This is a genomic window from Roseateles sp. Mitsp63 (assembly GCF_059491535.1).
This window is the reverse complement of record NZ_CP168509.1, coordinates 1,305,584-1,326,319: the sequence shown is the minus strand read 5'-3', so window position 1 is coordinate 1,326,319 and position 20,736 is coordinate 1,305,584. Positions and strand designations below refer to the sequence as shown.

The 20,736-nt window shown below is 69.3% G+C and carries 20 protein-coding genes and 1 tRNA gene; 13 read left to right on the top strand and 8 right to left on the bottom strand.

The window, feature by feature from the left end; genetic code table 11:
* Positions 1-89: 89 nt before the first annotated feature.
* The 3 genes from ACEN96_RS05700 to miaB all read left to right on the top strand — a co-directional run bounded on the left by ACEN96_RS05700 (position 90) and on the right by miaB (position 2,665).
* Complete coding sequence (locus tag ACEN96_RS05700) at positions 90-761, top strand: L,D-transpeptidase (RefSeq protein WP_495587082.1); 672 nt, start codon at positions 90-92, stop codon at positions 759-761.
* Positions 762-848: 87 nt separating this feature from the next.
* Positions 849-1,313 (top strand): hypothetical protein, encoded by a 465-nt coding sequence (locus ACEN96_RS05695; protein ID WP_495587081.1) that lies wholly within the window; start codon positions 849-851, stop codon positions 1,311-1,313.
* 17 nt (positions 1,314-1,330) lie between these two features.
* Positions 1,331-2,665 carry a tRNA (N6-isopentenyl adenosine(37)-C2)-methylthiotransferase MiaB gene (gene miaB, locus ACEN96_RS05690; protein WP_495587080.1) on the top strand — a complete coding sequence of 445 codons (1,335 nt, stop codon included), beginning with the start codon at positions 1,331-1,333 and terminating at the stop codon, positions 2,663-2,665.
* On the opposite strand, the gene ACEN96_RS05685 is transcribed toward miaB, so the two are convergent.
* Entirely contained in the window at positions 2,666-2,938 is a 273-nt protein-coding gene (locus ACEN96_RS05685; protein WP_495587079.1) for a hypothetical protein, read from the bottom strand. It lies immediately after the preceding gene.
* 140 nt (positions 2,939-3,078) lie between these two features.
* Here ACEN96_RS05685 and hemA point away from each other — a divergent pair, with 140 nt between their 5' ends.
* The 6 genes from hemA to ACEN96_RS05655 all read left to right on the top strand — a co-directional run bounded on the left by hemA (position 3,079) and on the right by ACEN96_RS05655 (position 8,328).
* Complete coding sequence (gene hemA / locus ACEN96_RS05680; protein WP_495587078.1) at positions 3,079-4,407, top strand: glutamyl-tRNA reductase; 1,329 nt, start codon at positions 3,079-3,081, stop codon at positions 4,405-4,407.
* A gap of 90 nt (positions 4,408-4,497) precedes the next feature.
* A complete protein-coding gene (gene prfA, locus ACEN96_RS05675; RefSeq protein WP_495587077.1) occupies positions 4,498-5,589 on the top strand; it encodes a peptide chain release factor 1 in 1,092 nt (363 codons plus the stop codon).
* Positions 5,586-6,428, top strand: coding sequence for a peptide chain release factor N(5)-glutamine methyltransferase (gene prmC, locus ACEN96_RS05670; RefSeq protein WP_495587076.1), 843 nt, complete (start codon positions 5,586-5,588; stop codon positions 6,426-6,428). The genes prfA and prmC overlap by 4 nt, the downstream gene beginning before the upstream one ends.
* 192 nt (positions 6,429-6,620) lie before the next feature.
* Entirely contained in the window at positions 6,621-7,238 is a 618-nt protein-coding gene (locus ACEN96_RS05665; RefSeq protein ID WP_495587075.1) for a hypothetical protein, read from the top strand.
* Between the two features lie 182 nt (positions 7,239-7,420).
* A complete protein-coding gene (gene grxD, locus ACEN96_RS05660; protein WP_495587074.1) occupies positions 7,421-7,735 on the top strand; it encodes a Grx4 family monothiol glutaredoxin in 315 nt (104 codons plus the stop codon).
* Positions 7,735-8,328: a UbiX family flavin prenyltransferase gene (locus tag ACEN96_RS05655; RefSeq protein WP_495587073.1), complete on the top strand. Its 594-nt coding sequence runs from the start codon at positions 7,735-7,737 to the stop codon at positions 8,326-8,328. The genes grxD and ACEN96_RS05655 overlap by 1 nt, the downstream gene beginning before the upstream one ends.
* 24 nt (positions 8,329-8,352) lie before the next feature.
* On the opposite strand, the gene ACEN96_RS05650 is transcribed toward ACEN96_RS05655, so the two are convergent.
* The 3 genes from ACEN96_RS05650 to ACEN96_RS05640 form a co-directional block, all read right to left on the bottom strand.
* Positions 8,353-8,970 (bottom strand): transglycosylase SLT domain-containing protein, encoded by a 618-nt coding sequence (locus ACEN96_RS05650; protein ID WP_495587072.1) that lies wholly within the window; start codon positions 8,968-8,970, stop codon positions 8,353-8,355.
* 99 nt (positions 8,971-9,069) lie between these two features.
* Positions 9,070-10,170: a DUF418 domain-containing protein gene (locus ACEN96_RS05645; RefSeq protein ID WP_495587071.1), complete on the bottom strand. Its 1,101-nt coding sequence runs from the start codon at positions 10,168-10,170 to the stop codon at positions 9,070-9,072.
* Entirely contained in the window at positions 10,167-11,909 is a 1,743-nt protein-coding gene (locus ACEN96_RS05640) for a proline--tRNA ligase (RefSeq protein WP_495587070.1), read from the bottom strand. The genes ACEN96_RS05645 and ACEN96_RS05640 overlap by 4 nt, the downstream gene beginning before the upstream one ends.
* A gap of 134 nt (positions 11,910-12,043) precedes the next feature.
* Here ACEN96_RS05640 and ACEN96_RS05635 point away from each other — a divergent pair, with 134 nt between their 5' ends.
* On the top strand, positions 12,044-12,736 hold the full coding sequence (locus ACEN96_RS05635; RefSeq protein ID WP_495588557.1) for an RNA pyrophosphohydrolase: 693 nt from the start codon (positions 12,044-12,046) through the stop codon (positions 12,734-12,736).
* Positions 12,737-12,802: 66 nt separating this feature from the next.
* Here ACEN96_RS05635 and proB read toward each other — a convergent pair whose 3' ends face one another.
* The 4 genes from proB to rplU all read right to left on the bottom strand — a co-directional run bounded on the left by proB (position 12,803) and on the right by rplU (position 16,035).
* Entirely contained in the window at positions 12,803-13,948 is a 1,146-nt protein-coding gene (gene proB / locus ACEN96_RS05630; protein WP_495587069.1) for a glutamate 5-kinase, read from the bottom strand.
* A gap of 41 nt (positions 13,949-13,989) precedes the next feature.
* A complete protein-coding gene (gene cgtA / locus ACEN96_RS05625) occupies positions 13,990-15,195 on the bottom strand; it encodes an Obg family GTPase CgtA (protein ID WP_495587068.1) in 1,206 nt (401 codons plus the stop codon).
* A 232-nt stretch (positions 15,196-15,427) separates the two neighbouring features.
* Positions 15,428-15,685, bottom strand: a complete 258-nt coding sequence (gene rpmA, locus ACEN96_RS05620; protein ID WP_343636425.1) for a 50S ribosomal protein L27 — start codon at positions 15,683-15,685, stop codon at positions 15,428-15,430.
* Positions 15,686-15,723: 38 nt separating this feature from the next.
* Positions 15,724-16,035 (bottom strand): 50S ribosomal protein L21, encoded by a 312-nt coding sequence (rplU, locus tag ACEN96_RS05615; RefSeq protein WP_067065598.1) that lies wholly within the window; start codon positions 16,033-16,035, stop codon positions 15,724-15,726.
* A 324-nt stretch (positions 16,036-16,359) separates the two neighbouring features.
* On the opposite strand from rplU, the gene ACEN96_RS05610 reads away from it, so the two are divergent.
* The 3 genes from ACEN96_RS05610 (at position 16,360) to ACEN96_RS05600 (ending at position 20,573) form a co-directional block, all read left to right on the top strand.
* Entirely contained in the window at positions 16,360-17,337 is a 978-nt protein-coding gene (locus ACEN96_RS05610) for a polyprenyl synthetase family protein (RefSeq protein WP_495587067.1), read from the top strand.
* A 27-nt stretch (positions 17,338-17,364) separates the two neighbouring features.
* Positions 17,365-17,441: transfer RNA gene (locus ACEN96_RS05605), tRNA-Pro, on the top strand.
* A gap of 297 nt (positions 17,442-17,738) precedes the next feature.
* Complete coding sequence (locus tag ACEN96_RS05600) at positions 17,739-20,573, top strand: autotransporter family protein (protein ID WP_495587066.1); 2,835 nt, start codon at positions 17,739-17,741, stop codon at positions 20,571-20,573.
* Positions 20,574-20,736 lie beyond the last annotated feature (163 nt).

The following is a 20,736-nucleotide window of genomic DNA, read 5'->3' as shown; positions in this document are numbered from 1 at the left end:
CGTTGCTCCTTAATATCCGGCCCCAGCGGACAGCCCGGCCCTTGCCGAGGCAAACAGAAACGGTCCGCCAGACGCACATCGGGCAGTACATGAAGTCGATCGGGTCGTTGGGGACCGCGCTGCGGCGCGGACTGGTCTGGATGCTGGCGGGCTTGCCGCTGATCACGATGGCCGCGGGCGCCGCGCAAGCCGCGCCCGCCGTCGATTTCCGCGGCGAATCCGCCTCGCCGGAAGCCCGCGCGATGGCACGCACCGCGTTCGAGCGCGGCGATGCCCACGGCCTGCCCTTCGCCGTCGTCGACAAGAAGGAGGCCCGGCTCCTCGTCTTCCACGCCGATGGCCGCCTTGCCGGCGCCGCGCCCGCGCTGCTGGGCCTGGCCCGCGGCGACAGCGTCGCGCCGGGCGTCGGCCAGATGGTCGCCGCCGGCATCCCGCCGGCCTGGCGCACCACGCCCGCCGGCCGCTACGACAGCCAGCCCGGTCCCAATCTCAAGGGCGAGACCGTCATCTGGGTCGACTACGACGCCGCCTTCGCCATCCACCGCCTGCGCCCGAGCCCGGCCCAGGAGCGCCGCGCCGAGCGCCTGGCCTCGCCGTCCCCGGACGACAACCGGATCTCGCTGGGCTGCGTGGTGGTCGCTGGCGACTTCTTCGACCGCGTCGTGACCCCGGTGCTCGGCCGCGGCCACGGTGTCGTCTACGTGCTGCCGGAACCGGCGCCGGCCGCCATCGCGCAGGCCGCCACCGACGGCCGGCTGTAACGCCCCGCCGGGCCCGGCGGTGCCTGCAGGCGGGGCCGCCGCTACACTTGCGCCCTTGCGCATTTCCGCAGCCACTGGATCTACACCATGTACCGCTGTGCCTCGCCCGCCCTGCCCCGCCGTCGCTCGACGATGGCGGCCGCCGCCAGCACCGCCCTCCTCGCCATCGTCACGGCCTTCGCGGGCATCGCCCCGCTCGCGGCGCCCGCGACCGCCCAGGCGCAGGCCGCCCCCGGACACCGCTATTTCCCGCAGCGCGCGCTGCGCGGCGAGATCGTCTTCGGCGTCGCGCCCGACGTGAGGCTCAACGGCAAGCCGGCGCGGCTCGCGCCCGGCGCCCGCATCCGCAACGCGGTGGACCTGGTCGCGACGCCGGGCTCGCTCTTCGACCAGAAGGCGACCGTGCTCTACACCACCGACATCCACGGCCTGCTGCTGGACGTCTGGTTGCTGAACGACGTCGAACTGGCCAACAAGACCTGGCCGTCCACGCCCGAGCAGGCCTCCAAGCTCGTCTTCGACCAGGCCAGCCAGGTCTGGCTCAAGCCCTGAAACGCCGACGCCCCGCCATGAGCAAGAAAGTCTTCATCAAGACCTTCGGCTGCCAGATGAACGAGTACGACTCGGACAAGATGGCCGACGTGCTGCGCGCCGCCGAAGGCTACGAGCCCACCACCGACGTCGAGCAGGCCGACCTGGTGCTGTTCAACACCTGCTCGGTCCGCGAGAAGGCACAGGAGAAGGTGTTCTCCGACCTGGGCCGCATCAAGCACCTGAAGGCCAAGGGCGTGATGATCGGCGTCGGCGGCTGCGTCGCCAGCCAGGAAGGCGCCGCCATCATCGAGCGCGCGCCCTACGTCGACGTCGTCTTCGGCCCGCAGACCCTGCACCGGCTGCCGCAGATGCTGGCCCAGCGCCAGGCGCAACTCCGCCCGCAGGTCGACATCTCCTTCCCCGAGATCGAGAAGTTCGACAACCTGCCTCCGGCCAAGGTCGAGGGCGCGTCCGCCTTCGTCTCCATCATGGAGGGCTGCTCCAAGTACTGCTCCTACTGCGTCGTGCCCTACACCCGCGGCGAGGAGGTCAGCCGCCCCTTCGAGGACGTGCTCGAGGAAGTCGCCGGCCTGGCGGACCAGGGCGTCAAGGAGGTGACGCTGCTCGGCCAGAACGTCAATGCCTACCGCGGCACGATGGGGGACTCGGACGAGATCGCCGACTTCGCGCTGCTGCTCGAGTACGTGGCCGAGATCCCCGGCATCGAGCGCATCCGCTACACGACCAGCCATCCCAACGAGTTCAGCCAGCGCCTGATCGACGCCTACGGCAAGATCCCGCAGCTGGTGAACCATGTCCACCTGCCGGTGCAGCATGGCTCGGACCGCATCCTGATGGCGATGAAGCGCGGCTACACCGCGCTGCAGTTCAAGAGCATCGTGCGCAAGCTGCGCGCGGTGCGGCCGGACATCCGGATCGCCTCGGACTTCATCGTCGGCTTCCCCGGCGAGACCGACGAGGACCACCAGAAGACCATGCAGCTGGTGCGCGACGTCGCCTTCGACGCCTCGTTCAGCTTCATCTTCAGCCCGCGCCCCGGCACGCCGGCCGCCAACCTGGCGGACGACACGCCTCATGAAGTGAAGGTGCGCCGCCTGCAGGAGCTGCAGGCCGAGATCGAGGCCACCGCCGTGCGCTACAACGAGAGCATGGTCGGCAAGACGGTGCCCGTGCTGGTCTCGGGCCACGCGCGCAAGGACGCCACCGAACTGATGGGCCGCACCGAGTGCAACCGCATCGTTAACTTCAAGGGCCACGAGCGGCTGATGCACCAGATCATCCCGATGCGCATCACCGAGGCCTTCGCGCACTCGCTGCGCGGCGAGGTGCCGCTCGCCGCGGACGCCTGATCAGCGTTTGTAGCTGACGCCCCACTGGGCGGCCGTGATGCCGATCAGCATCAGCGCGTAGCCGGCCATGGTGCCGTCGCTGCCCAGCAGCATCAGCGCCGCGGCGATGCCCATCGTGCCGCCCAGGCCGCCCCAGCCGGCCAGCGCGCGCCAGCGCATGCCGGCGACGGTCTCGCGCCAGATCAGCTTGAGCGCCGCCGCCATCAGCGCGGCCACGCCCCAGGCGGGCAGGAACAGGTTGCCGAAATGCCAGACGGCGTCGAGTGGGTCCACGGGTCGGTTCGCTCCGGACGAGGGGAAAAGGAGACGGAATTGGCAGCGGACGCACCATTCTTGATGCTTCCCCGGGCGATGAACGCGCCGCCAAGGCCCGCGCGCTGCACGGGCCGGGCCGGAATTTTATAATCGCGCCCATGTCCGTCTTCGCCCTCGGTCTGAACCACACGTCCGCGCCGCTCGACCTGCGCGGACGTTTCGCGTTCACGCTCGAGCAACTGGCGCCGACGCTGACCCGCTTCCAGGACCAGATCGCCGCCGGCCGCCGCCGCGCGGCGCCCTCGGCCGAAGCGGCCATCCTCTCCACCTGCAACCGCACCGAGCTCTACGTCGCCGGCGACGCCGACATGGTCCGCCCCGCCGTCGACTGGCTCGCGCAGGTGGGCGGCGTCGGCAGCGCGACGCTGATGGACCACTCGTACGTGGTCGAGGACAGCGCCGCCGCGCGCCATGCGTTCCGGGTCGCCAGCGGGCTGGATTCGATGGTGCTGGGCGAGCCGCAGATCCTGGGCCAGCTCAAGCAGGCGGTGCGCGAGGCCGATTCGGCCGGCACGCTCGGCACGACGCTGCACCAGCTGTTCCAGCGCAGTTTCTCGGTGGCCAAGGAAGTCCGCAGCTCGACGGAGATCGGCAGCCACTCGATCAGCATGGCGGCCGCCTCGGTGCGGCTGGCCTCGCAGCTGTTCGAGAACCTCGCCGACCTGCGCGTGCTGCTGGTCGGCGCGGGCGAGATGATCGAGCTGGTCGGCACGCATTTCGCGGCCAAGGGGCCGAAGTCGATCTCGGTCGCGAACCGGACGCTGGAGCGTGGCGAGAAGCTCGCCAGCCATCTCGGCGCCGAGGCCTTCCGCCTGGCCGACCTCCCGGACCGGCTGCACGAATTCGACGCGGTGATCTCCTGCACCGCCTCCAGCCTGCCGCTGATCGGCCTGGGCGCCGTCGAGCGCGCGCTGAAGAAGCGCCGCCACCGGCCGATGTTCATGGTCGACCTGGCGGTCCCGCGCGACATCGAGCAGGAGGTCGCGCAGCTCGATGACGTCTATCTGTACACCGTGGACGACCTGTCCCAGCTGGTCCAGACCGCCGGCGAAAAGCGTCAGGCGGCGGTCCAGCAGGCCGAGGCCATCATCGAGACCGGCGTGCAGAGCTTCATCCACTGGCTGGGCCAGCGCCACACGGTGCCGCTGATCCAGGCGCTGCACCAGCAGGCCGACAGCTGGCGCGAGGCCGAGATCCAGCGCGCCCGCAAGCTGATCGCCAAGGGCGAGGACATCGACAGCGTGCTGGAGGCGCTCTCGCGGGGCCTGACGCAGAAGATGCTGCACGGCGCGATGGCCGAGCTCAACGGCAGCGACGGCGAGCAGCGCCTGCAGATGGCGCAGACCGTGTCGCGGCTGTTCCTGCGCGGCAGCGCGAGGACGCCGGCGCTGCGTCCGAACACCTTGGGCGACGAAGCGGACTCGTAGCGGCGCCCCCCGTCCGCGGCTCGCGGCTTCGCGAGCGCTTCCGCCGCATCCGTGACCGCCCGGGTCACCCCTTCCGCTCCGCATCCCCCCATGAAAGACGCCCTGCGCCAGCAGTTCGACCGCCTCGGCTACCGGCTGGCGGAACTCGACACCACGCTCGCCGACGGCAGCATCGCCGCCGACATGAAGCGCTACCGCGCGTTGACGCGCGAGCAGGCCGAGGTCTCCTCGCTGGTCGAGCGCTACCGGCGCTACGTCCAGCGCGAGCAGGACCTCGACGCGGCGCGCGAGCTGCTCGACAGCGGCGACGCCGACATGGAGGCGATGGCGCGCGAGGAGATCGCCGCCGCGCAGGCGGACCTCGAGCAGCTCGACCAGGAACTCCAGCTCGCGCTGATCCCCAAGGACCCGGACGACGACCGCCCCGCCTTCCTCGAGATCCGCGCCGGCACCGGCGGCGATGAGTCGGCGCTGTTCGCTGGCGATCTGACCCGCATGTACACCCGCTTCGCCGAGGCCCAGGGCTGGCGCTGCGAGGTGCTGTCGTCCAATGAATCGGACCTCGGCGGCTTCAAGGAGATCGTGCTGCGGCTCGATGGCGACGGCGTCTACGGGCAGCTGAAGTTCGAGTCGGGCGGTCACCGCGTGCAGCGCGTGCCGGCCACCGAATCGCAGGGCCGCATCCACACCAGCGCCTGCACCGTCGCCGTGATGCCCGAGCCCGACGAGGCCGAGGAGATCCAGCTCAATCCCGCCGACCTGCGCATCGACACCTTCCGCGCCAGCGGCGCCGGCGGGCAGCACGTCAACAAGACCGACAGCGCGATCCGGATCACGCACCTGCCCACGGGCCTCGTCGCCGAATGCCAGGACGACCGCAGCCAGCACCGCAACAAGGCCAAGGCGATGGCGGTGCTCGCGGCGCGGCTGCGCGAGAAGGACCGCAGCGAGCGCGCCGCCAAGGAGGCGGCCCAGCGCAAGAGCCTGATCGGCAGCGGCGACCGCAGCGACCGCATCCGCACCTACAACTTCCCCCAGGGCCGGCTGACCGACCACCGGATCAACCTGACGCTGTACAAGCTCGGCGCCATCATGGATGGTGACCTCCGCGACGTGCTGCGGGGCCTGCAGCAGGCGCAGGCGGCGGAGCAACTCGCGGCGCTGGAAGGCGGCCAGGCATGAGCGCGACGCACGGCACCCCATTGACACTGGCCGGCGCCGAGCGCGCGGCGATCGCCGCCGGCCTGCCGCGCGCCGAGGCGCAGTACCTGCTGCAGGCGCTGCTCGGGGTCTCGCGCGCCTGGCTGATCGGCCATGACACGGACCTGCTCGACGCCGCCGCGGCGGAGCGCTTCCACCACTGGCTGGCGCGCCGCCTGGACGGCGTGCCGCTGGCCTATCTCGTCGGCGAGAAGGAATTCTTCGGCCTGACGCTGCGCGTCACGCCGGACACGCTGATTCCGCGTCCCGACACCGAGCTGCTGGTGCAGTGGGCGCTGGAGCGCCTGGACGGGCCGCGCGCCCAGCGCGTCGTGGACCTGGGCACCGGCACCGGCGCGATCGCGCTGGCGATCAAGTCGCAGCGGCCGGACGCCGATGTCCGCATGGTCGACTTCAGTCCGGGCGCGCTCGCGGTGGCGCTGGACAACGCGCAGCGGCTGGGCCTGCAGGTCGACGCCCATCTGGGAAGCTGGTTCGAGCCCTTGGCGGGCCAGGCCCCCTTCGACCTGATCGTCAGCAACCCGCCCTACGTGGCGGGGGACGACCACCACCTGGACGCCTTGAAGCATGAGCCCCGCTCGGCGCTCACGCCCGAAGGGGATGGCCTGGACGACCTGCGCCACCTGATCGGGGGGGCCCCGGACTGGCTGCGTCCGGATGGCTGGCTGTTGCTGGAGCACGGCTGGGACCAGGCCGATGCCGTCATGGCGCTTCTGCGCGAACGCGGTTTCGCCGACGTCGAGAACCGGCGCGACCTGGGAGGACAGCCCCGCGCCAGCGGCGGCCGCTGGCCCGGCTGACCTGCCGGCGGCGCCGGACGCAACGCTCTTCACACCTTGTTTCCACACTGCGAGAAACCGCGCCGGGAATCCGCAACAGCGCGATGAAACCCCCGCAACTCGATCTGGCGCCGTAACCGGCTCGGGCGTAGCATGGTCCGAAACGACGCCCGAAATCGGTCGGGCGGATTCCGTCAGTCTGGGAGACCTGTCATGCGCGCCGCCCCCTTGCTCCTGCGCCTTGCCGTGGTCCTGGCCGGCAGTGTCTGCATGGCCGGCGCCGCGTGGGCTCAGCAGGGCCTGCAGTTGAAGCCGAATCCGCACGCCTTCACCAGCTGGCAGGCGCGCCTGCAGGTGAGCCAGAGCCAGGACGACGAGGGCCTGTCCTTCGATGCCCGCCGCGGCAGCCGCCTGCTGAGCGCGAACCTGCTCGCCGACTATTACCTGACCGGCTCGGGCCTGGGCTCCGGCACCCGCGGCGGCCTGCGCGCCACCGGCGGGCTGATGCTGGGGCCGATGTCGCTGCTGCAGAGCAGCTCCGGCGTCGCGCTCGGACGTGGCGCGACGCTCACCCCCTCGCTGTCCGCCGGCAGCCGCAGCCTGAGCCTGCTGACCGGCCCCGAGCGCGAGCCCAACCTGTCGCTGTCGTACGTGGGCGTGGGCTACACCAGCTACTCGCTGCGCGGCGGCTGGGGCTTCAGCGCCGACGTCGGCGTGGTCGGCGGCGGTGCCGCGGGCCTGCGGCTGGGCAACAGCGCGCCGCAGTCCGAGCTGTCCTCGGACCTGCGCTACAAGCCGATCGTCCAGTTCGGCGTCAGCTACAGCTTCTGATCGCCCGCCGCGCCTGACCATCGGCGCAGCGCCTTGGGCCGGGCCAAGCGCGGGCTTGTCCGCTGCCCGATAATCGCCGGATCGCGCGGCGTCCGTGTCGACGCCCCTTCCCGGAGCGGGCCTGGCACAGCGCCTGCCGCGCTCCCGTACACGCCTTCCCCCAAAGCTTCCAGAGGATTCCCATGAGCGACGTTCAGCAACGCATCGACGACCTGGTCAAGGGCAATCGCGTCATGCTCTTCATGAAGGGCACGGCCCAGTTCCCGATGTGCGGCTTCTCCGGTCGCGCGATCCAGATCCTGAAGGCCAGCGGCGCTGCCGACCTGAAGACCTTCAACGTGCTCGAGGACGAGGCCGTCCGCCAGGGCATCAAGGAATACGCCAACTGGCCCACCATCCCGCAGCTCTACATCGACGGCGAGTTCGTCGGCGGCTCCGACATCATGATGGAGATGTACGAGAGCGGCGAGCTGCAGCAGCTGCTGGCCAAGGCCTGATGACGGCTTCCGCGCCGCGGCGTCCGCGCCTGATCGTCGGCATCACCGGCGCGACCGGCGCGGCCTACGGGCTGCAACTGCTGCGCCGCGCCCGCGCCCTCGGCGCGGAAACCCACCTGGTGCTCAGCCCGGCCGGCGTGCTCAACGCGCACCACGAACTCGGACTGGCGCGCGACGCGCTCGAGCGGGAGGCGGACTTCGCCTACGCGCCCGGCGACGTGGGCGCCTGTGTGGCCAGCGGCAGCTTCCCGACCGCGGCGATGGTGGTGGCGCCCTGTTCGATGCGAACGCTGGCGGCCGTCGCGCACGGGCTGTCGGACAACCTCATGACCCGGGCCGCCGACGTCACGCTCAAGGAGCGCCGCCGGCTGATCCTGATGGTCCGGGAGACGCCCTTCAACCTCGCCCACCTGCGCAACATGACCGCGGTGACCGAGATGGGCGGCATCATCTTCCCGCCGCTGCCGGCCCTGTACCTGCACCCGGTCTCGATCGAGGAGATGGTCGCCGAGACCGTCGAGCGGGTGCTCGAGCTGGCCCAGTTGCCCGGCGCGACGCCGCGCGCCTGGCAAGGGCTGCGTCCCAACGCCTGACGCGCCACCGCGGCGCCGGGCCCGTCAGGCCTGGCCGGGCATCAACCAGCCCTTGCGCGCGCCCATCACCATGTTGGGGTACTCCGGCCGGCCGCGGCTGCCGTTGTAGCGTCCCAGCGCGAGGTACAGGTTGCCCTTCTCGAGGTCGAGGTAGTGGCGCAGGATCACGCAGCCGAATCTCAGGTTGGTCTGCATATGGAAAAGCCGGGAGGCCTGTCCGTCGCCGATCAGCTTCGACCAGAACGGCATCACCTGCATGTAGCCGCGCGCGCCGGCGACGCTGATCGCGTACTTGCGGAAACCGCTCTCGACCTGGACCAGGCCCAGCACCAGCGCCGGCTCCAGGCCCGCCCGCGCGCTCTCGTACCAGATCGTCTCGAGGAACTCGATCCGCGTCTGCGCCTCGCTCTTCTTGCGCTTCATGCGCTCGCTCATCTCACCGAGCCAGCGCAGATAGGCCAGCCGAGGCTCGATCGCGTCGAAACGCGGCTTGGGCGGCGCGTCCGACGCGATCGCCGCCGACAGCGCCGAGCGGACCGAATCGGCCAGCGGTTCCTCGACCTGCGCGCCCGCGAAGGCCGGGCGAGGCAGACAGGCCGCGGCGCCCGCCAGCAGGAGCGCGCGGCGCGTGGTCGGAAGCATCGTCTTGGAGCCAGGAACAGTCACGGGAACAACGGAATCGGGATCGATCGGAAAGCAAGGAAAGGCGGCGCGGCAGCATAACGGCGCCGCGCGCCGCCGTCAGCGCGAGAGCCAGCGCTCCAGCGGCAAACGTCGCGGTCCGAGCGCCTGCGCGATCAGCAGACCGCCCACCCAGTACGCCAGGGCGAGCCCGGCGGCGGCGACGGTGCCCGGCTGCCACGCCAGTCCGGCACCGCTGAACAGCGCGCAACTCAGCACCGAGCTGAGCAGGTAGAGCGTCAGGGTGTGCCGCCCGAGCGGCGCGAGCGCGTCCAGCCAGCGCGGATCGTGCCGCAGGCGCAGCACGATGGCAGGCACCGCGGCACTCAGCAGCAGCAAGGTGGGATAGAGGTAGAAGATCGCGAAGCGGCTCGTGATCGCGACGTCGCCATCGCGGAGTCCCGGCCACAGCAGCGAGACGAACACGACGTTCACCAGCACGGCCGGCCAGAGCCAGCGGCGCGACCAGCGACGCAGCGCGGGCTCCCAGCGCGGATGCGAGAACAGGCGAAGCCGCGACGCCATCAGTCCCGCCGTCATCAGCAGCAGCGGCACCGGCACGCCGAGCGTCGCGAAGGCGATCGTGGTCACCAGGAAGTGGCCGGCGTTGCGCAGGACCCAGTCGCCCCAGGGCGCCGGCGCCGAGAGCGGCATCGAGGGCTCACCGGACAAGGGCAGGTTGGCGAGCACGACGGTCAGCGCGATCACGGCCAGCTCCAGCGCGATCAGTACCCGCAGTCTGAGCTTGAGCTTCGCCATCGAATGCCCCGCCCACAGCGCCAGCACCGAACCGGCGATCGCATAGAGGGTCAGGATGTCGCCCATGTAGAGCAGCGTCCCGTGCAGCAGGCCCAGCGTCAGCATCTTCGCAAGCCGCCGCCGGCGCTTGGCCAGCGCCTCCGCGCCCCGGGACTGCGACAGTCCCTGGCTGTACCCGAACAGGAAGGCCAGCAGCGCGATGCCCTTGCCCGCGACCAGCGCGTGCAGGAACCAACTGAGCGCCTCCGCAGCCGGGCTTCCGGCGGGAGACGGCGGGCTCATCGGCCCGCCATCGGGGAGCGCCGGATAGCCGACCCAGTTGATCGCGACGACCGGCAGCAGCGCCAGCGCGCGAAGCGCGTCCACCGCCGCGACGCGCTGCGGCGGACGGGCCGGACTCACGCCAGGCGTTGCTTCAGGTGGGCGACGACATCGGTCAACGCCAGCTTGGTGGCGGCCGCATCGCGCCGGCCCTGGTACTCGACCTGGCCTTCCTTCAGGCCGCGGTCGGAGATCACCACGCGGTGCGGCACGCCGACCAGTTCCCAGTCGGCGAACATCGCACCCGGCCGCTCGCCGCGATCGTCCAGCAGCACGTCGACGCCCAGGTCGAGCAGTTCGTCGTGCAGCGTCGCCGCGGCGGTCTTCACGTCCTCGTTGCGATCCATCCCGATCGGGCAGATCACGACGGTGAACGGCGCGATCGCGTCGGGCCAGACGATCCCGCGCTCATCGTGGTTCTGCTCGATCGCCGCGCCGAGGATGCGGGTCACGCCGATGCCGTAGCAACCCATCTCCATCAGCTGGGGCTTGCCGTTCTCGTCCAGGTAGGTCGCGTCCATCGCGGCGGAGTACTTCGTGCCGAGATAGAAGACGTGGCCGACCTCGATGCCGCGCTGGATCGCGAGCACGCCCTTGCCGTCCGGCGAGGGATCGCCCTCGACGACATTGCGGATGTCGGCGACCAGGTCCGGCTCGGGCAGATCGCGGCCCCAGTTCGCGCCGGTGAAGTGGAAGTCAGCTTCGTTGGCGCCGCAGACGAAGTCGGCCATGTTCGCGACCGTGCGGTCGGCGATGACCTTGACCGGCTGCTTCAGGCCGATCGGGCCCAGGTATCCGGGCTTGCAACCGAAGTGGGCGTCGATCTCGGCGGCGGTGGCGAAGCGGAAACCCCCCTTCAAGCCTTCGAGCTTGCCGGCCTTCACCTCGTTCAGGTCGTGATCGCCGCGGACCAGCAGCAGCCAGACCTGAGACTTGACGATCGTGCCGTGTTCGTCGAGCTCGTCGGTCGCGAGCACCAGCGATTTCACCGTCTGCGACAGCGGCAGCTTCAGCAGCTCGGCCACGTCCGCGCAGGTCGCCTTGCCGGGCGTCGGCGTCTTCGTCAGCGCCTGCGTCGCGGCGCCGCGCGTCGCGATCAGCGACAGCGCCTCGGCCAGCTCGATGTTGGCCGCGTAGTCGCTGGTCGGGCAGTAGATGATCGCGTCCTCGCCGGTCTCGGCGATGACCTGGAATTCATGCGAGCGGTCCCCGCCGATCGCGCCGGTGTCCGCCGCGACGGCGCGGTACTGCAGGCCCAGCCGGTCGAAGATCCTGCAGTAGGCCGCGTACATGTTGTCGTAGCTGCGGCCGGCCGCGTCCTTGTCGCGGTCGAACGAGTACGCATCCTTCATCGTGAACTCGCGCCCGCGCATGATGCCGAAGCGGGGCCGGCGCTCGTCGCGGAACTTCGTCTGGATGTGATAGAAGTTCTTGGGCAACTGCTTGTAGCTGCGCAGCTCCTGGCGGGCGATGTCGGTGATGACCTCCTCCGACGTCGGCTGGATGATGAAGTCGCGGCCGTGGCGATCCTTCACGCGCAGCAGCTCGGGGCCCATCTTGTCGAAGCGTCCCGTCTCCTGCCACAGCTCGGCCGGCTGCACCACCGGCATCAGCAGCTCCACCGCGCCAGCGCGGTTCATCTCGCCGCGGATGATGTTCTCCACCTTGCGGATCACGCGCAGTCCCATCGGCATGTAGTTGTAGATGCCAGCGCCCAGGCGCTTGATCATGCCGGCCCGCATCATGAGCTTGTGGCTGACGATTTCCGCGTCGGCGGGGGCTTCCTTGAGCGTGGAGATGAAGAACTGGGAGGCTTTCATGGGCGCAGAAAATAAAAGTCCGCGGTCAGCCATGCCGCCGCGGAAAGACCGTTCACCACCGAGGGTTAGCGATGATCATGCCGGGCTGTAGCCCCGGTGCAATAATCGATCCAACGAATGATTTGAGGTTGATTATGCTCGACCGTGAAGGCTTCCGGCCCAACGTCGGCATCATCCTGCTCAACCACAAGAACGAGGTGTTCTGGGGCAAGCGCATACGCACCCATTCTTGGCAGTTCCCCCAAGGGGGCATCAAGCATGGAGAAACGCCCGAGCAGGCGATGTTTCGAGAGCTGCATGAGGAAGTGGGCCTCACTGCAGACCATGTGCGCATCATCGCGCGCACCCGGGATTGGCTGCGCTATGAAGTGCCGGACCATTTCATCCGGCGCGATGCCCGCGGCCATTACCGCGGCCAGAAACAGATCTGGTTCCTCCTGCAGATGACGGGCCGCGACAGCGACATGAACCTGCGCGCCACCGACCATCCCGAGTTCGACGCCTGGCGCTGGAACGAGTACTGGGTGCCGCTTGAGGCCGTGATCGAGTTCAAGCGCGGCGTCTACCAGATGGCGCTGACGGAGCTCGCGCGCTTCCTGCCCAGGCTCAACCATCACAACCGCTACCTGCGCGCCGGCATGCGGCCGCCCCCGCGCGGCGGCGACCGGCATGGCGGCCATGAGCCGCCGGATCATCAGCGGCAGGACCACGGTCACCCGCGGCCATCGGAGGCGGACGGATCCGCGCCACGCGAACCCCAGGACGCGCATGGCGGCGCCCCGCCCGGCATCGTCCATGACGGCACCGCGGATCCCGGCAAGGACTGACGCTCCGAGTTGGAAGCCGAAACACGAAGGCGCCCCATGTGCGCCTTTCTTCTGGGACCGCGCCGTTCAGCGCAGCACGAGGTTGTCGCGATGGATCAATTCCGGCTCAGCCGAGTAGCCGAGCACGCGCTCGATGTCGAATGACGGCTTGCGCGCGATGAGCCTCGCTTCGGCGCTGCCGTAGTTGGTCAGGCCGCGCGCCAGCTCCTTGCCGGCCATGTCCACGACGGCAATGACATCGCCCCGGTGGAATTCCCCCGACACCTCCTGCACGCCGATGGGGAGCAGGCTCTTGCCTTCCTCGCGCAGCTTGATGGCCGCGCCCGCATCGACGACGACCTTGCCGCGCAGCTGCAGGTGATCGACCATCCACTGCTTGCGCGCCGCGAGCTTCGCCGTCGAGGCCAGCAGCGCGGTGCCGATCGATTCGCCCGCCGCGAGGCGCAGCAGCACATCGGGCTCACGCCCCCAGGCGATCACGGTGTTCGCGCCGCTGCTGGCCGCGCGCTTCGCGGCCAGGATCTTCGTGATCATGCCGCCGCGACCGATGCTGGAGCCGGCACCACCGGCCATCTCCTCGAGCTCGGGCCTGCCGGCCGTCGCGCGATCGATGAAACGCGCGTTCGGATCCTTGCGCGGATCGGCGGAGTACAGGCCCTTCTGGTCGGTCAGGATGACCAGCGCATCCGCCTCGACCAGGTTCGCCACCAGCGCACCCAAGGTGTCGTTGTCCCCGAACTTGATCTCGTCATTGACGACGGTGTCGTTCTCATTGATCACCGGCAGCACGCGATGCTGGAGCAGCGCCAGCAGCGTCGAGCGGGCATTCAGGTACCGCTCGCGGTCCGCCAGGTCGGCGTGTGTGAGCAGCACCTGCGCGCTGGTGAGCCCCTGCTCGCGCAGCTTGGTCTCGTACATCTGCGCCAGGCCCATCTGGCCGACAGCCGCTGCCGCCTGCAGCTCATGCAGCTCCTTCGGGCGGCTCGCCCACCCGAGGCGCTTCATGCCCTCGGCGATGGCGCCGCTCGAGACCATCACGACCTCGCGCCCCTCGCGCGCCAGTTCCGCGAGTTGCCGGCACCAGTTGCCGATGGCCTCGGCATCGACGCCGCGGCCCTCGTTGGTGACCAGGCTCGATCCGACCTTCACGACGATCCGTCGCGCGTCCTTCAGGACACCAGTCAGTTCACCGTTGGGATTGCCGTTGCTCATGCGCTGGAAGGATCAGGGAGTCGAAGGGGCGAAGCCGGAAGTCAGGGCAGCGGGTCGAAGCGCGGATCGCGCTCGGGCGGCTTCTCCGCCTTCTCCGCCTTCTCCGACGACCCGGCCTTCGCGGCCTTGACCGCCTTCACCTTGGCCGCGCGCGTCTTGCGCGTTTCCTGGAAGGCCTTCGGCGGGTCGATCGTCGGTTCGTCGAAACGCGCGTCCGGATCCTCGACCGGCGGCGCCTGCAGCGCCGCCACGTGCTCGTAGATCGCGCGGATCAGCGGCTCGCAGCCCTCGCGCGTCAGCGCGGAGATCTCGAACACCGGGCCCTTCCACTTGTAGCGCTTCACGAAGTCCTTGACCCGGGCGGCACGCTCCTCGGCCGGCACCATGTCGAGCTTGTTCAGCACCAGCCAGCGGGGCTTCTCGTAGAGCGCCTCGTCGTACTTCTTCAGCTCCTTGACGATGGCCTTGGCCTCGGCGACCGGATCGACGTCCGGATTGAACGGCGCGAGATCGACCACGTGCAGCAGCACGCGCGTGCGCTGCAGATGGCGCAGGAACTGGTGGCCCAGGCCGGCGCCTTCGGCGGCGCCTTCGATCAGGCCGGGAATGTCGGCGATGACGAAGCTCTTCTCCGGCGCGACGCGCACGACGCCCAGGTTCGGATAGAGCGTCGTGAACGGATAGTCGGCGATCTTGGGCCGGGCATTGGAGACGGCCGCGATCAGCGTCGATTTGCCCGCATTGGGCTGCCCCAGCAGGCCGACGTCGGCCAGCACGCGCAACTCCATCTTCACCTTCTTCACCTCGCCGGGCCAGCCGGGCGTCTTCTGCCGGGGCGCGCGGTTGGTGCTGGTCTTGAAGTGCAGGTTGCCGAATCCGCCATCACCGCCCTTGGCCAGCAGCACCGGCACATCGGGCTCGAGCAGCTCGGCGATGATCTCGTCGGTCTCCAGGTCGCGCACGATGGTGCCGACGGGCACCTTGAGGATGATGTCCTCGGCCGCGGCGCCGAACTGGTCCGAGCCCCGGCCGGCTTCGCCATTGCGCGCCTCGTGGCGGCGCGCGTAGCGGTAGTCGATCAGTGTGTTCAGGTTGCGGTCGGCCATCGCATAGACGCTGCCGCCGCGGCCGCCATCGCCGCCATCCGGGCCGCCGAAGGGGATGAACTTCTCGCGGCGGAAGCTGGCGCAACCCGCGCCGCCGTTGCCGGCGGCGATATCAATGGTGGCTTCGTCAACGAACTTCATGGGTGGCCTTCAGTCCCGGAGCGGGGCTATCGTAAATCACGCCCTCGCGCTCCCGCGCGAGCTCATGCTTTGAATCGGGGCGAGTCAGGTTTCGCCGGATCTCGCGGTCGGCGCGGACCTCGCGGCGTGGCGAGTTCCGAAAAAGCAAAGCCCCGGACGAAGCCGGGGCTCTGGGTCCGCCGAGCGCGGGAGGAGGAACCTCCCGCGACGCGGCATCAGGACATCAACAAGCTCAGATCGCCGTGACGACGACGGTCGAGCGGTTGTTTTCGCCCTTGACAGCGAAGGACACCGTGCCGTCGATCAGCGCGAACAGCGTGTGGTCCTTGCCCATGCCCACGTTGGTGCCGGCGTGGAACTTCGTGCCGCGCTGGCGGACGATGATCGAGCCTGCCGAGACGGTCTGGCCGCCGTACACCTTGACGCCAAGCATCTTCGGCTTCGAGTCGCGGCCGTTTCGTGTCGAGCCGCCGCCCTTTTTCTGTGCCATGGATTACTCCTTGATCAGATTACGAGAGAGTCAGGGGATCAGCCGTTGACCGCGCTGATTTCCAGCTCGGTGAACGTCTGGCGATGGCCTTGGCTCTTCTTGTAGTGCTTGCGACGACGCAGCTTGAAGATGCGCACCTTGTCGTGCTTGCCATGAGCCACCACGGTGGCCTTGACGCTGGCGCCAGCAACCAAGGGAGTCCCGATCTTCAGGTCCGCGCCGTTTCCGACGGCCAGCACCTGGTCAATCACGATCTCTTGGCCAACTTCCGCAGCAATCTGTTCTACCTTGATCTTTTCGCCAGCAGCAACTTTGTATTGCTTGCCGCCGGTTTTTATGACCGCGTACATATCAGCCCTTTCACATGCGAGCGGACCGCGAGGGACTCGCCGACCGCCCAAGAAAAAACACCGCATGAAGATGCGGAGCCCGAGAATGTAGCACAGCCATGCCATCCGACGCAAACCCCGAGCACCCGCGAAGCCCGTAACCATCGGCCTTCAAACGCTCCCGCGTGCGCTACGTCATGGACGCGGCCACCCTTGGCGATGCGGCGGCCGCGGCGTCCCGGGCGGCGCGCGCGCTGTGCGAAGGCGACGACGGCGCGGTCCGGGATGCGCCCGCGCCTTCCTATAATCCGCGCTTCCCCTCACAGTGAGTCCAGAGTGCAGCCCATGGCCTCTACCCCAGTTGCCGAGGTCCTCGAGGCGCTGAACGCGCAGATGAATGAAGTCGATGCCGTGATCGCCCAGCGGCTTCGCTCCGACGTCGCGCTGATCAATCAGATCTCCGCTTACATCATCCACGCCGGCGGCAAGCGGATGCGGCCGAAGCTGGTGCTGATGTTCGCCAACGCACTGGGCGCCGACTCTCCCGCCAGCCGGGAACTGGCCGCGGTGGTGGAGTTCATCCACACCGCCACGCTGCTGCACGACGACGTCGTGGACGAATCCGCGCTGCGCCGCGGCAAGCAGACCGCCAATGCGCTGTTCGGCAATGCCGCCAGCGTGCTGGTCGGCGACTTCCTGTACTCGCGCGCCTTCCAGATGATGGTCTCGGTGAACCGGATGCGGGTGCTGGAGGTGCTGGCCGACGCGACCAACGTGATCGCCGAGGGCGAGGTCCTGCAGCTGATGAACATGCATGACCCGGATGTCGCGGTCGACAGCTACCTGCGCGTCATCCGCTACAAGACCGCCAAACTGTTCGAGGCGAGCGCCCGTCTCGGCGCGGTACTCGCCGACGCTCCAGCCGAACTGGAGGACGCATGCGCCGGCTATGGCCGCTCACTGGGCACGGCCTTCCAATTGATCGACGACGCGCTCGACTACGAAGGCACCAGCGAGGCGCTGGGCAAGAACGTGGGCGACGATCTGCGCGAAGGCAAGCCCACGCTGCCGCTGCTGATCGCCATGGAGCGCGGCACTCCCGACGATCGCGCGCTGATCCGGCATGCGATCGAGCATGGCGAGGTCGAGCGGCTGCAGGACATCGTCGCCATCGTGCGCCGCACCGGCGCCCTGGAAGCCACCCGCGAGGCCGCCCGCGCGGAGGTCGCACAGGCGAGACAACATTTGTCGACGCTGCCTCTTTCCAAGTGGAAAGAAAGCCTGCTAGAATTTGCGGCTCAGTCGGTGGAGAGAAGTTCTTGAACAGACTCTCGATCGAGTGACCGAAAGCGGGGTGTAGCTTAGCCTGGTAGAGCGCTACGTTCGGGACGTAGAGGCCGGAGGTTCGAATCCTCTCACCCCGACCAGGATTCAATGAAAAGCCCAAGTGGATCGACCACTTGGGCTTTTTTCTTTCTGACGCTTTTCTCCTTGGCGTCGCCCTGGTCGCGCTCGTCGGTCCAGCCGCGAGCCCCCTGTCGCCAGAGCCACGCAACTCGCACCGGCGTCCCACGCGGCCATCGATACGGCGCGGACAACGCATCGTTGGAAGTCGGACAGGACGCGCACTTCTTCGCTCCCTACATTCACGTCCCCGGCCACGGCTCGCGGGGCGCAGCTCCTGGAGCCAGCCGAATGCCATTCGTGTTGCCAAGGAGCTCATCATGCGAGGACGCCGCCCTCCTGTCCCGTTGCCCGTCCTCGATGCCGGCCACCCCTCCCGCCTGCTGATCGCGGCACTGATCGCCGCGGCGTTCATCCCCCACGAGGCCTTCGCGTCATGCGACGCAAAGCCCGGCGCCTGGCTGCAGGCCAGTGACGGTTCCGTTTGCACCGCCGACAGCGGCGGCTACTCGGGCGCCGGCGCGGCATCCGGCACCGGCGCCCTGTCGTCGATGGGCGGCGGCGCGATCAATGCGCCTTCCGCGGTCACGGTGCTTCTGTCGAGCAACAACCGGTCCGGTGTCTACGCCGCCGGACCCGGCTCGCAGGTCGTCCTGCAACAAGGCGCCACCATCGGCCGAACCAGTGGCAACAGCGGCAGCAATCTGGGCCTCGCGGCGGCCGGCGGCGCGTCCATCACCGTGGGCGGACCGCTGACGATCACGCTCCCCGACGGCTCGGGCAATCATGGGGTGCTGGTCCAGGATGCCGCCAGCGCGATCACGCTCAACGGCACGAGCCAGATCACGATAGGCGGCGGCGGTGCCTACTCGCCGGGCTTGCGCGCCATCGGCGGCACCTTGATCGCCAACGGCGACGTGACCGTCAGCACGATGGGCGATTCGAGATCCGACGCCGTGGTCGCCGACACCGCGGGCGCCGTCACGTTGAACGGCGCGCTGAACCTCAGCGCCAGTGGCCTCCAGGCCTCAGGCCTGAAAGTGAAGACGGCGGGAACCATCACCTACAACGGCCCGGCCACGATCACCGTCGGAGGCCTCAACGGATCCGGCATCCGGACGGTGACCGCCGGTATCGTGAACGCGGGCGCTTCGTCGACCACCACGATCAACGTCGGCAGCATCAATGGCCAGGGCGTCTCCGCAAGAGACACCGGTTCGCAAGTGAATCTGGCCGGGGCGGTGACGATCAACGTCAGCGGCGCCACGCAGGCCGACACACCGGCCGGCAACCCGGAGGCGTATGCGGCAGGCCTGCTGGCGGACGTGGGCGGCGCGATCAACGCCACGGGCGCGCTGCACGTCAACACGGCCGACGCCGCCAGCTACGGGGCACTGCTGATCGGCGACAACGCCACCATCGCGGCGACCGGCGGCGGCGCGATCAATTCGGGGGGCGCCGCCATCGGCTTCGCGCCTGGGACCTCGCAGCAGGCCCGCTTCGACCGCTTCGTCATCACCAACACGTCGGGCGATCTCATCCGCGTCGACGGCACCTCGGGTGGCGCGCTGTCCCTGAACGACACCACCGCAAGCGCCATCGAAGGACGCAACCTGCTCAGCGCCGTCAACGGCAGCACATTCACCGCAACGGCAAGCCGCAGCGCCTTGAGCGGCGCTGTCTCCGCCGATGCCTCCAGCGCGCTGAACGTGCGCCTGCTCGAGTCGTCGCGCCTGACCGGCAGCATCGCGGGAGCGCGTCTCGCCGTCGACGGCACCAGTCAATGGACGATGACCGCCGACTCCACATTGAGCGGCCTGGAACTCGCCGGCCACATCGCCGCTCCGGCGTCCGGACAGGCCTTCTCGCCCCGCACGCTGACCGTCGCCGGCGACTGGGCCGGCCAGGGCGGCACGATGCAGCTCCACAGCGCGCTGGGCGGTTCCGGCTCGCCGACCGATCGCATCGTGATCGACGGCGGCACGGCAAGCGGCCATACCACGCTGCAGATCACCAACATCGGCGGCCTGGGCGCGCCAACCGCCGGCGACGGCATCCGGCTCGTCGAGGCGATCCATGGCGCCACCACGACGGCCCAGACCAGCAAGGACGCCTTCGCGCTGGACGGCGGCCATGTGGACGCCGGCGCATACCGGTACCAGCTCCATGCGGCCGACGCGACAGGCGCTGGCGAAGACTGGTATCTGCGCTCGACCTACCGGACCGACGTGCCAGTCTTCGCCGCGCTGCCGGCCCAACTGCGCCAGGCCGACATGGCCATGCTGGGCAACCTGCACCGGCGGATGGGCGACGAGACGGGCAGCGACACCGGTCGCCGCGCATGGGCGCGCGCCATCTACGGCGACCTCGACATCCGCCAAACCGGCGACGCCTCACCGCGGAGCCGGGGACATGTCTCCGGCATGCAGGCCGGCACGGATCTGCTGGCGAGCGGCGCATGGCGCGCGGGCGTCTTCTTCGGCCTCATGGACAGCCGGACGAACGTGGATGGCGACTTCGGAGACGCCGACGGGCGGGCAGGCGGAGCCAGTCTGCGTTCGCGCCATCTGGGTGGCTACGCGACCTGGAGCGGCCCGGACGGCGTCTACGCCGATGGCGTGCTCCAGCTTGGCAGCCATCGCTACAGCGCGCGCCCCGACGATGACGCGAGCTCCACCGTCCGCGCCACCGGGGTCACGGCCTCCCTCGAGGCCGGCAAGGCCTTCCCCGTCGCCACCGGATGGCGCATCGAACCCCAGGCCCAGGTGATCTATCAGAAGAGCCGCTTCGACGACGCACAGATCAGCGGCGCCACGGTGCGGCAGGCGCTCGAAGGCCGATGGACGGGCCGGCTGGGCCTGCGCCTCAAGGGCGAGGTCGCGACCGGCGCCGGCCGCCTGCAACCCTATGCGCGCGTCAACCTGTACCGCACCAGCGGCGGCCGCGACATCACCCGCTTCACCGGCCCGGCATGGACGACCGACGTGGCCACGGACGGCGGCGCCACCACCGCGGAACTCGCGGCGGGCTTCACGCTCGCCCTCTCCCCGGCCGCCAGCGCGTACGGCGAGCTGGGGCGTCTCGCGGCCATCGGCGGCGCGTCCCGGATCAACTCGTCGCCGCAGGGCAGCGTGGGCCTGCGGCTGCGCTGGTAGATCCGTCCTCGCACATTTCGTGTTGAATTTCCAGTGCCCAAGGCTGAAATCGCACGAAGCGTGTAACTTGAGCGAAAGCCCGGGCCGACCCCGCCTCGTCCCCTCCATCCGTGGGGGTACAGTGAGGGGTTCCTCCCGGCTCCCTGCCGGCGTACGGCAAGAC

Coding starts and splice junctions, on each gene's coding strand:
- ACEN96_RS05700 (WP_495587082.1), top strand. CDS start 90: ATGAAGTCGATCGGGTCGTTGGGGACCGCGCTGCGGCGCGGACTGGTC.
- ACEN96_RS05695 (WP_495587081.1), top strand. CDS start 849: ATGTACCGCTGTGCCTCGCCCGCCCTGCCCCGCCGTCGCTCGACGATG.
- miaB (WP_495587080.1), top strand. CDS start 1,331: ATGAGCAAGAAAGTCTTCATCAAGACCTTCGGCTGCCAGATGAACGAG.
- hemA (WP_495587078.1), top strand. CDS start 3,079: ATGTCCGTCTTCGCCCTCGGTCTGAACCACACGTCCGCGCCGCTCGAC.
- prfA (WP_495587077.1), top strand. CDS start 4,498: ATGAAAGACGCCCTGCGCCAGCAGTTCGACCGCCTCGGCTACCGGCTG.
- prmC (WP_495587076.1), top strand. CDS start 5,586: ATGAGCGCGACGCACGGCACCCCATTGACACTGGCCGGCGCCGAGCGC.
- ACEN96_RS05665 (WP_495587075.1), top strand. CDS start 6,621: ATGCGCGCCGCCCCCTTGCTCCTGCGCCTTGCCGTGGTCCTGGCCGGC.
- grxD (WP_495587074.1), top strand. CDS start 7,421: ATGAGCGACGTTCAGCAACGCATCGACGACCTGGTCAAGGGCAATCGC.
- ACEN96_RS05655 (WP_495587073.1), top strand. CDS start 7,735: ATGACGGCTTCCGCGCCGCGGCGTCCGCGCCTGATCGTCGGCATCACC.
- ACEN96_RS05650 (WP_495587072.1), bottom strand. CDS start 8,970: ATGCTTCCGACCACGCGCCGCGCGCTCCTGCTGGCGGGCGCCGCGGCC.
- ACEN96_RS05640 (WP_495587070.1), bottom strand. CDS start 11,909: ATGAAAGCCTCCCAGTTCTTCATCTCCACGCTCAAGGAAGCCCCCGCC.
- ACEN96_RS05635 (WP_495588557.1), top strand. CDS start 12,044: ATGCTCGACCGTGAAGGCTTCCGGCCCAACGTCGGCATCATCCTGCTC.
- proB (WP_495587069.1), bottom strand. CDS start 13,948: ATGAGCAACGGCAATCCCAACGGTGAACTGACTGGTGTCCTGAAGGAC.
- cgtA (WP_495587068.1), bottom strand. CDS start 15,195: ATGAAGTTCGTTGACGAAGCCACCATTGATATCGCCGCCGGCAACGGC.
- rpmA (WP_343636425.1), bottom strand. CDS start 15,685: ATGGCACAGAAAAAGGGCGGCGGCTCGACACGAAACGGCCGCGACTCG.
- rplU (WP_067065598.1), bottom strand. CDS start 16,035: ATGTACGCGGTCATAAAAACCGGCGGCAAGCAATACAAAGTTGCTGCT.
- ACEN96_RS05610 (WP_495587067.1), top strand. CDS start 16,360: ATGGCCTCTACCCCAGTTGCCGAGGTCCTCGAGGCGCTGAACGCGCAG.
- ACEN96_RS05600 (WP_495587066.1), top strand. CDS start 17,739: ATGCGAGGACGCCGCCCTCCTGTCCCGTTGCCCGTCCTCGATGCCGGC.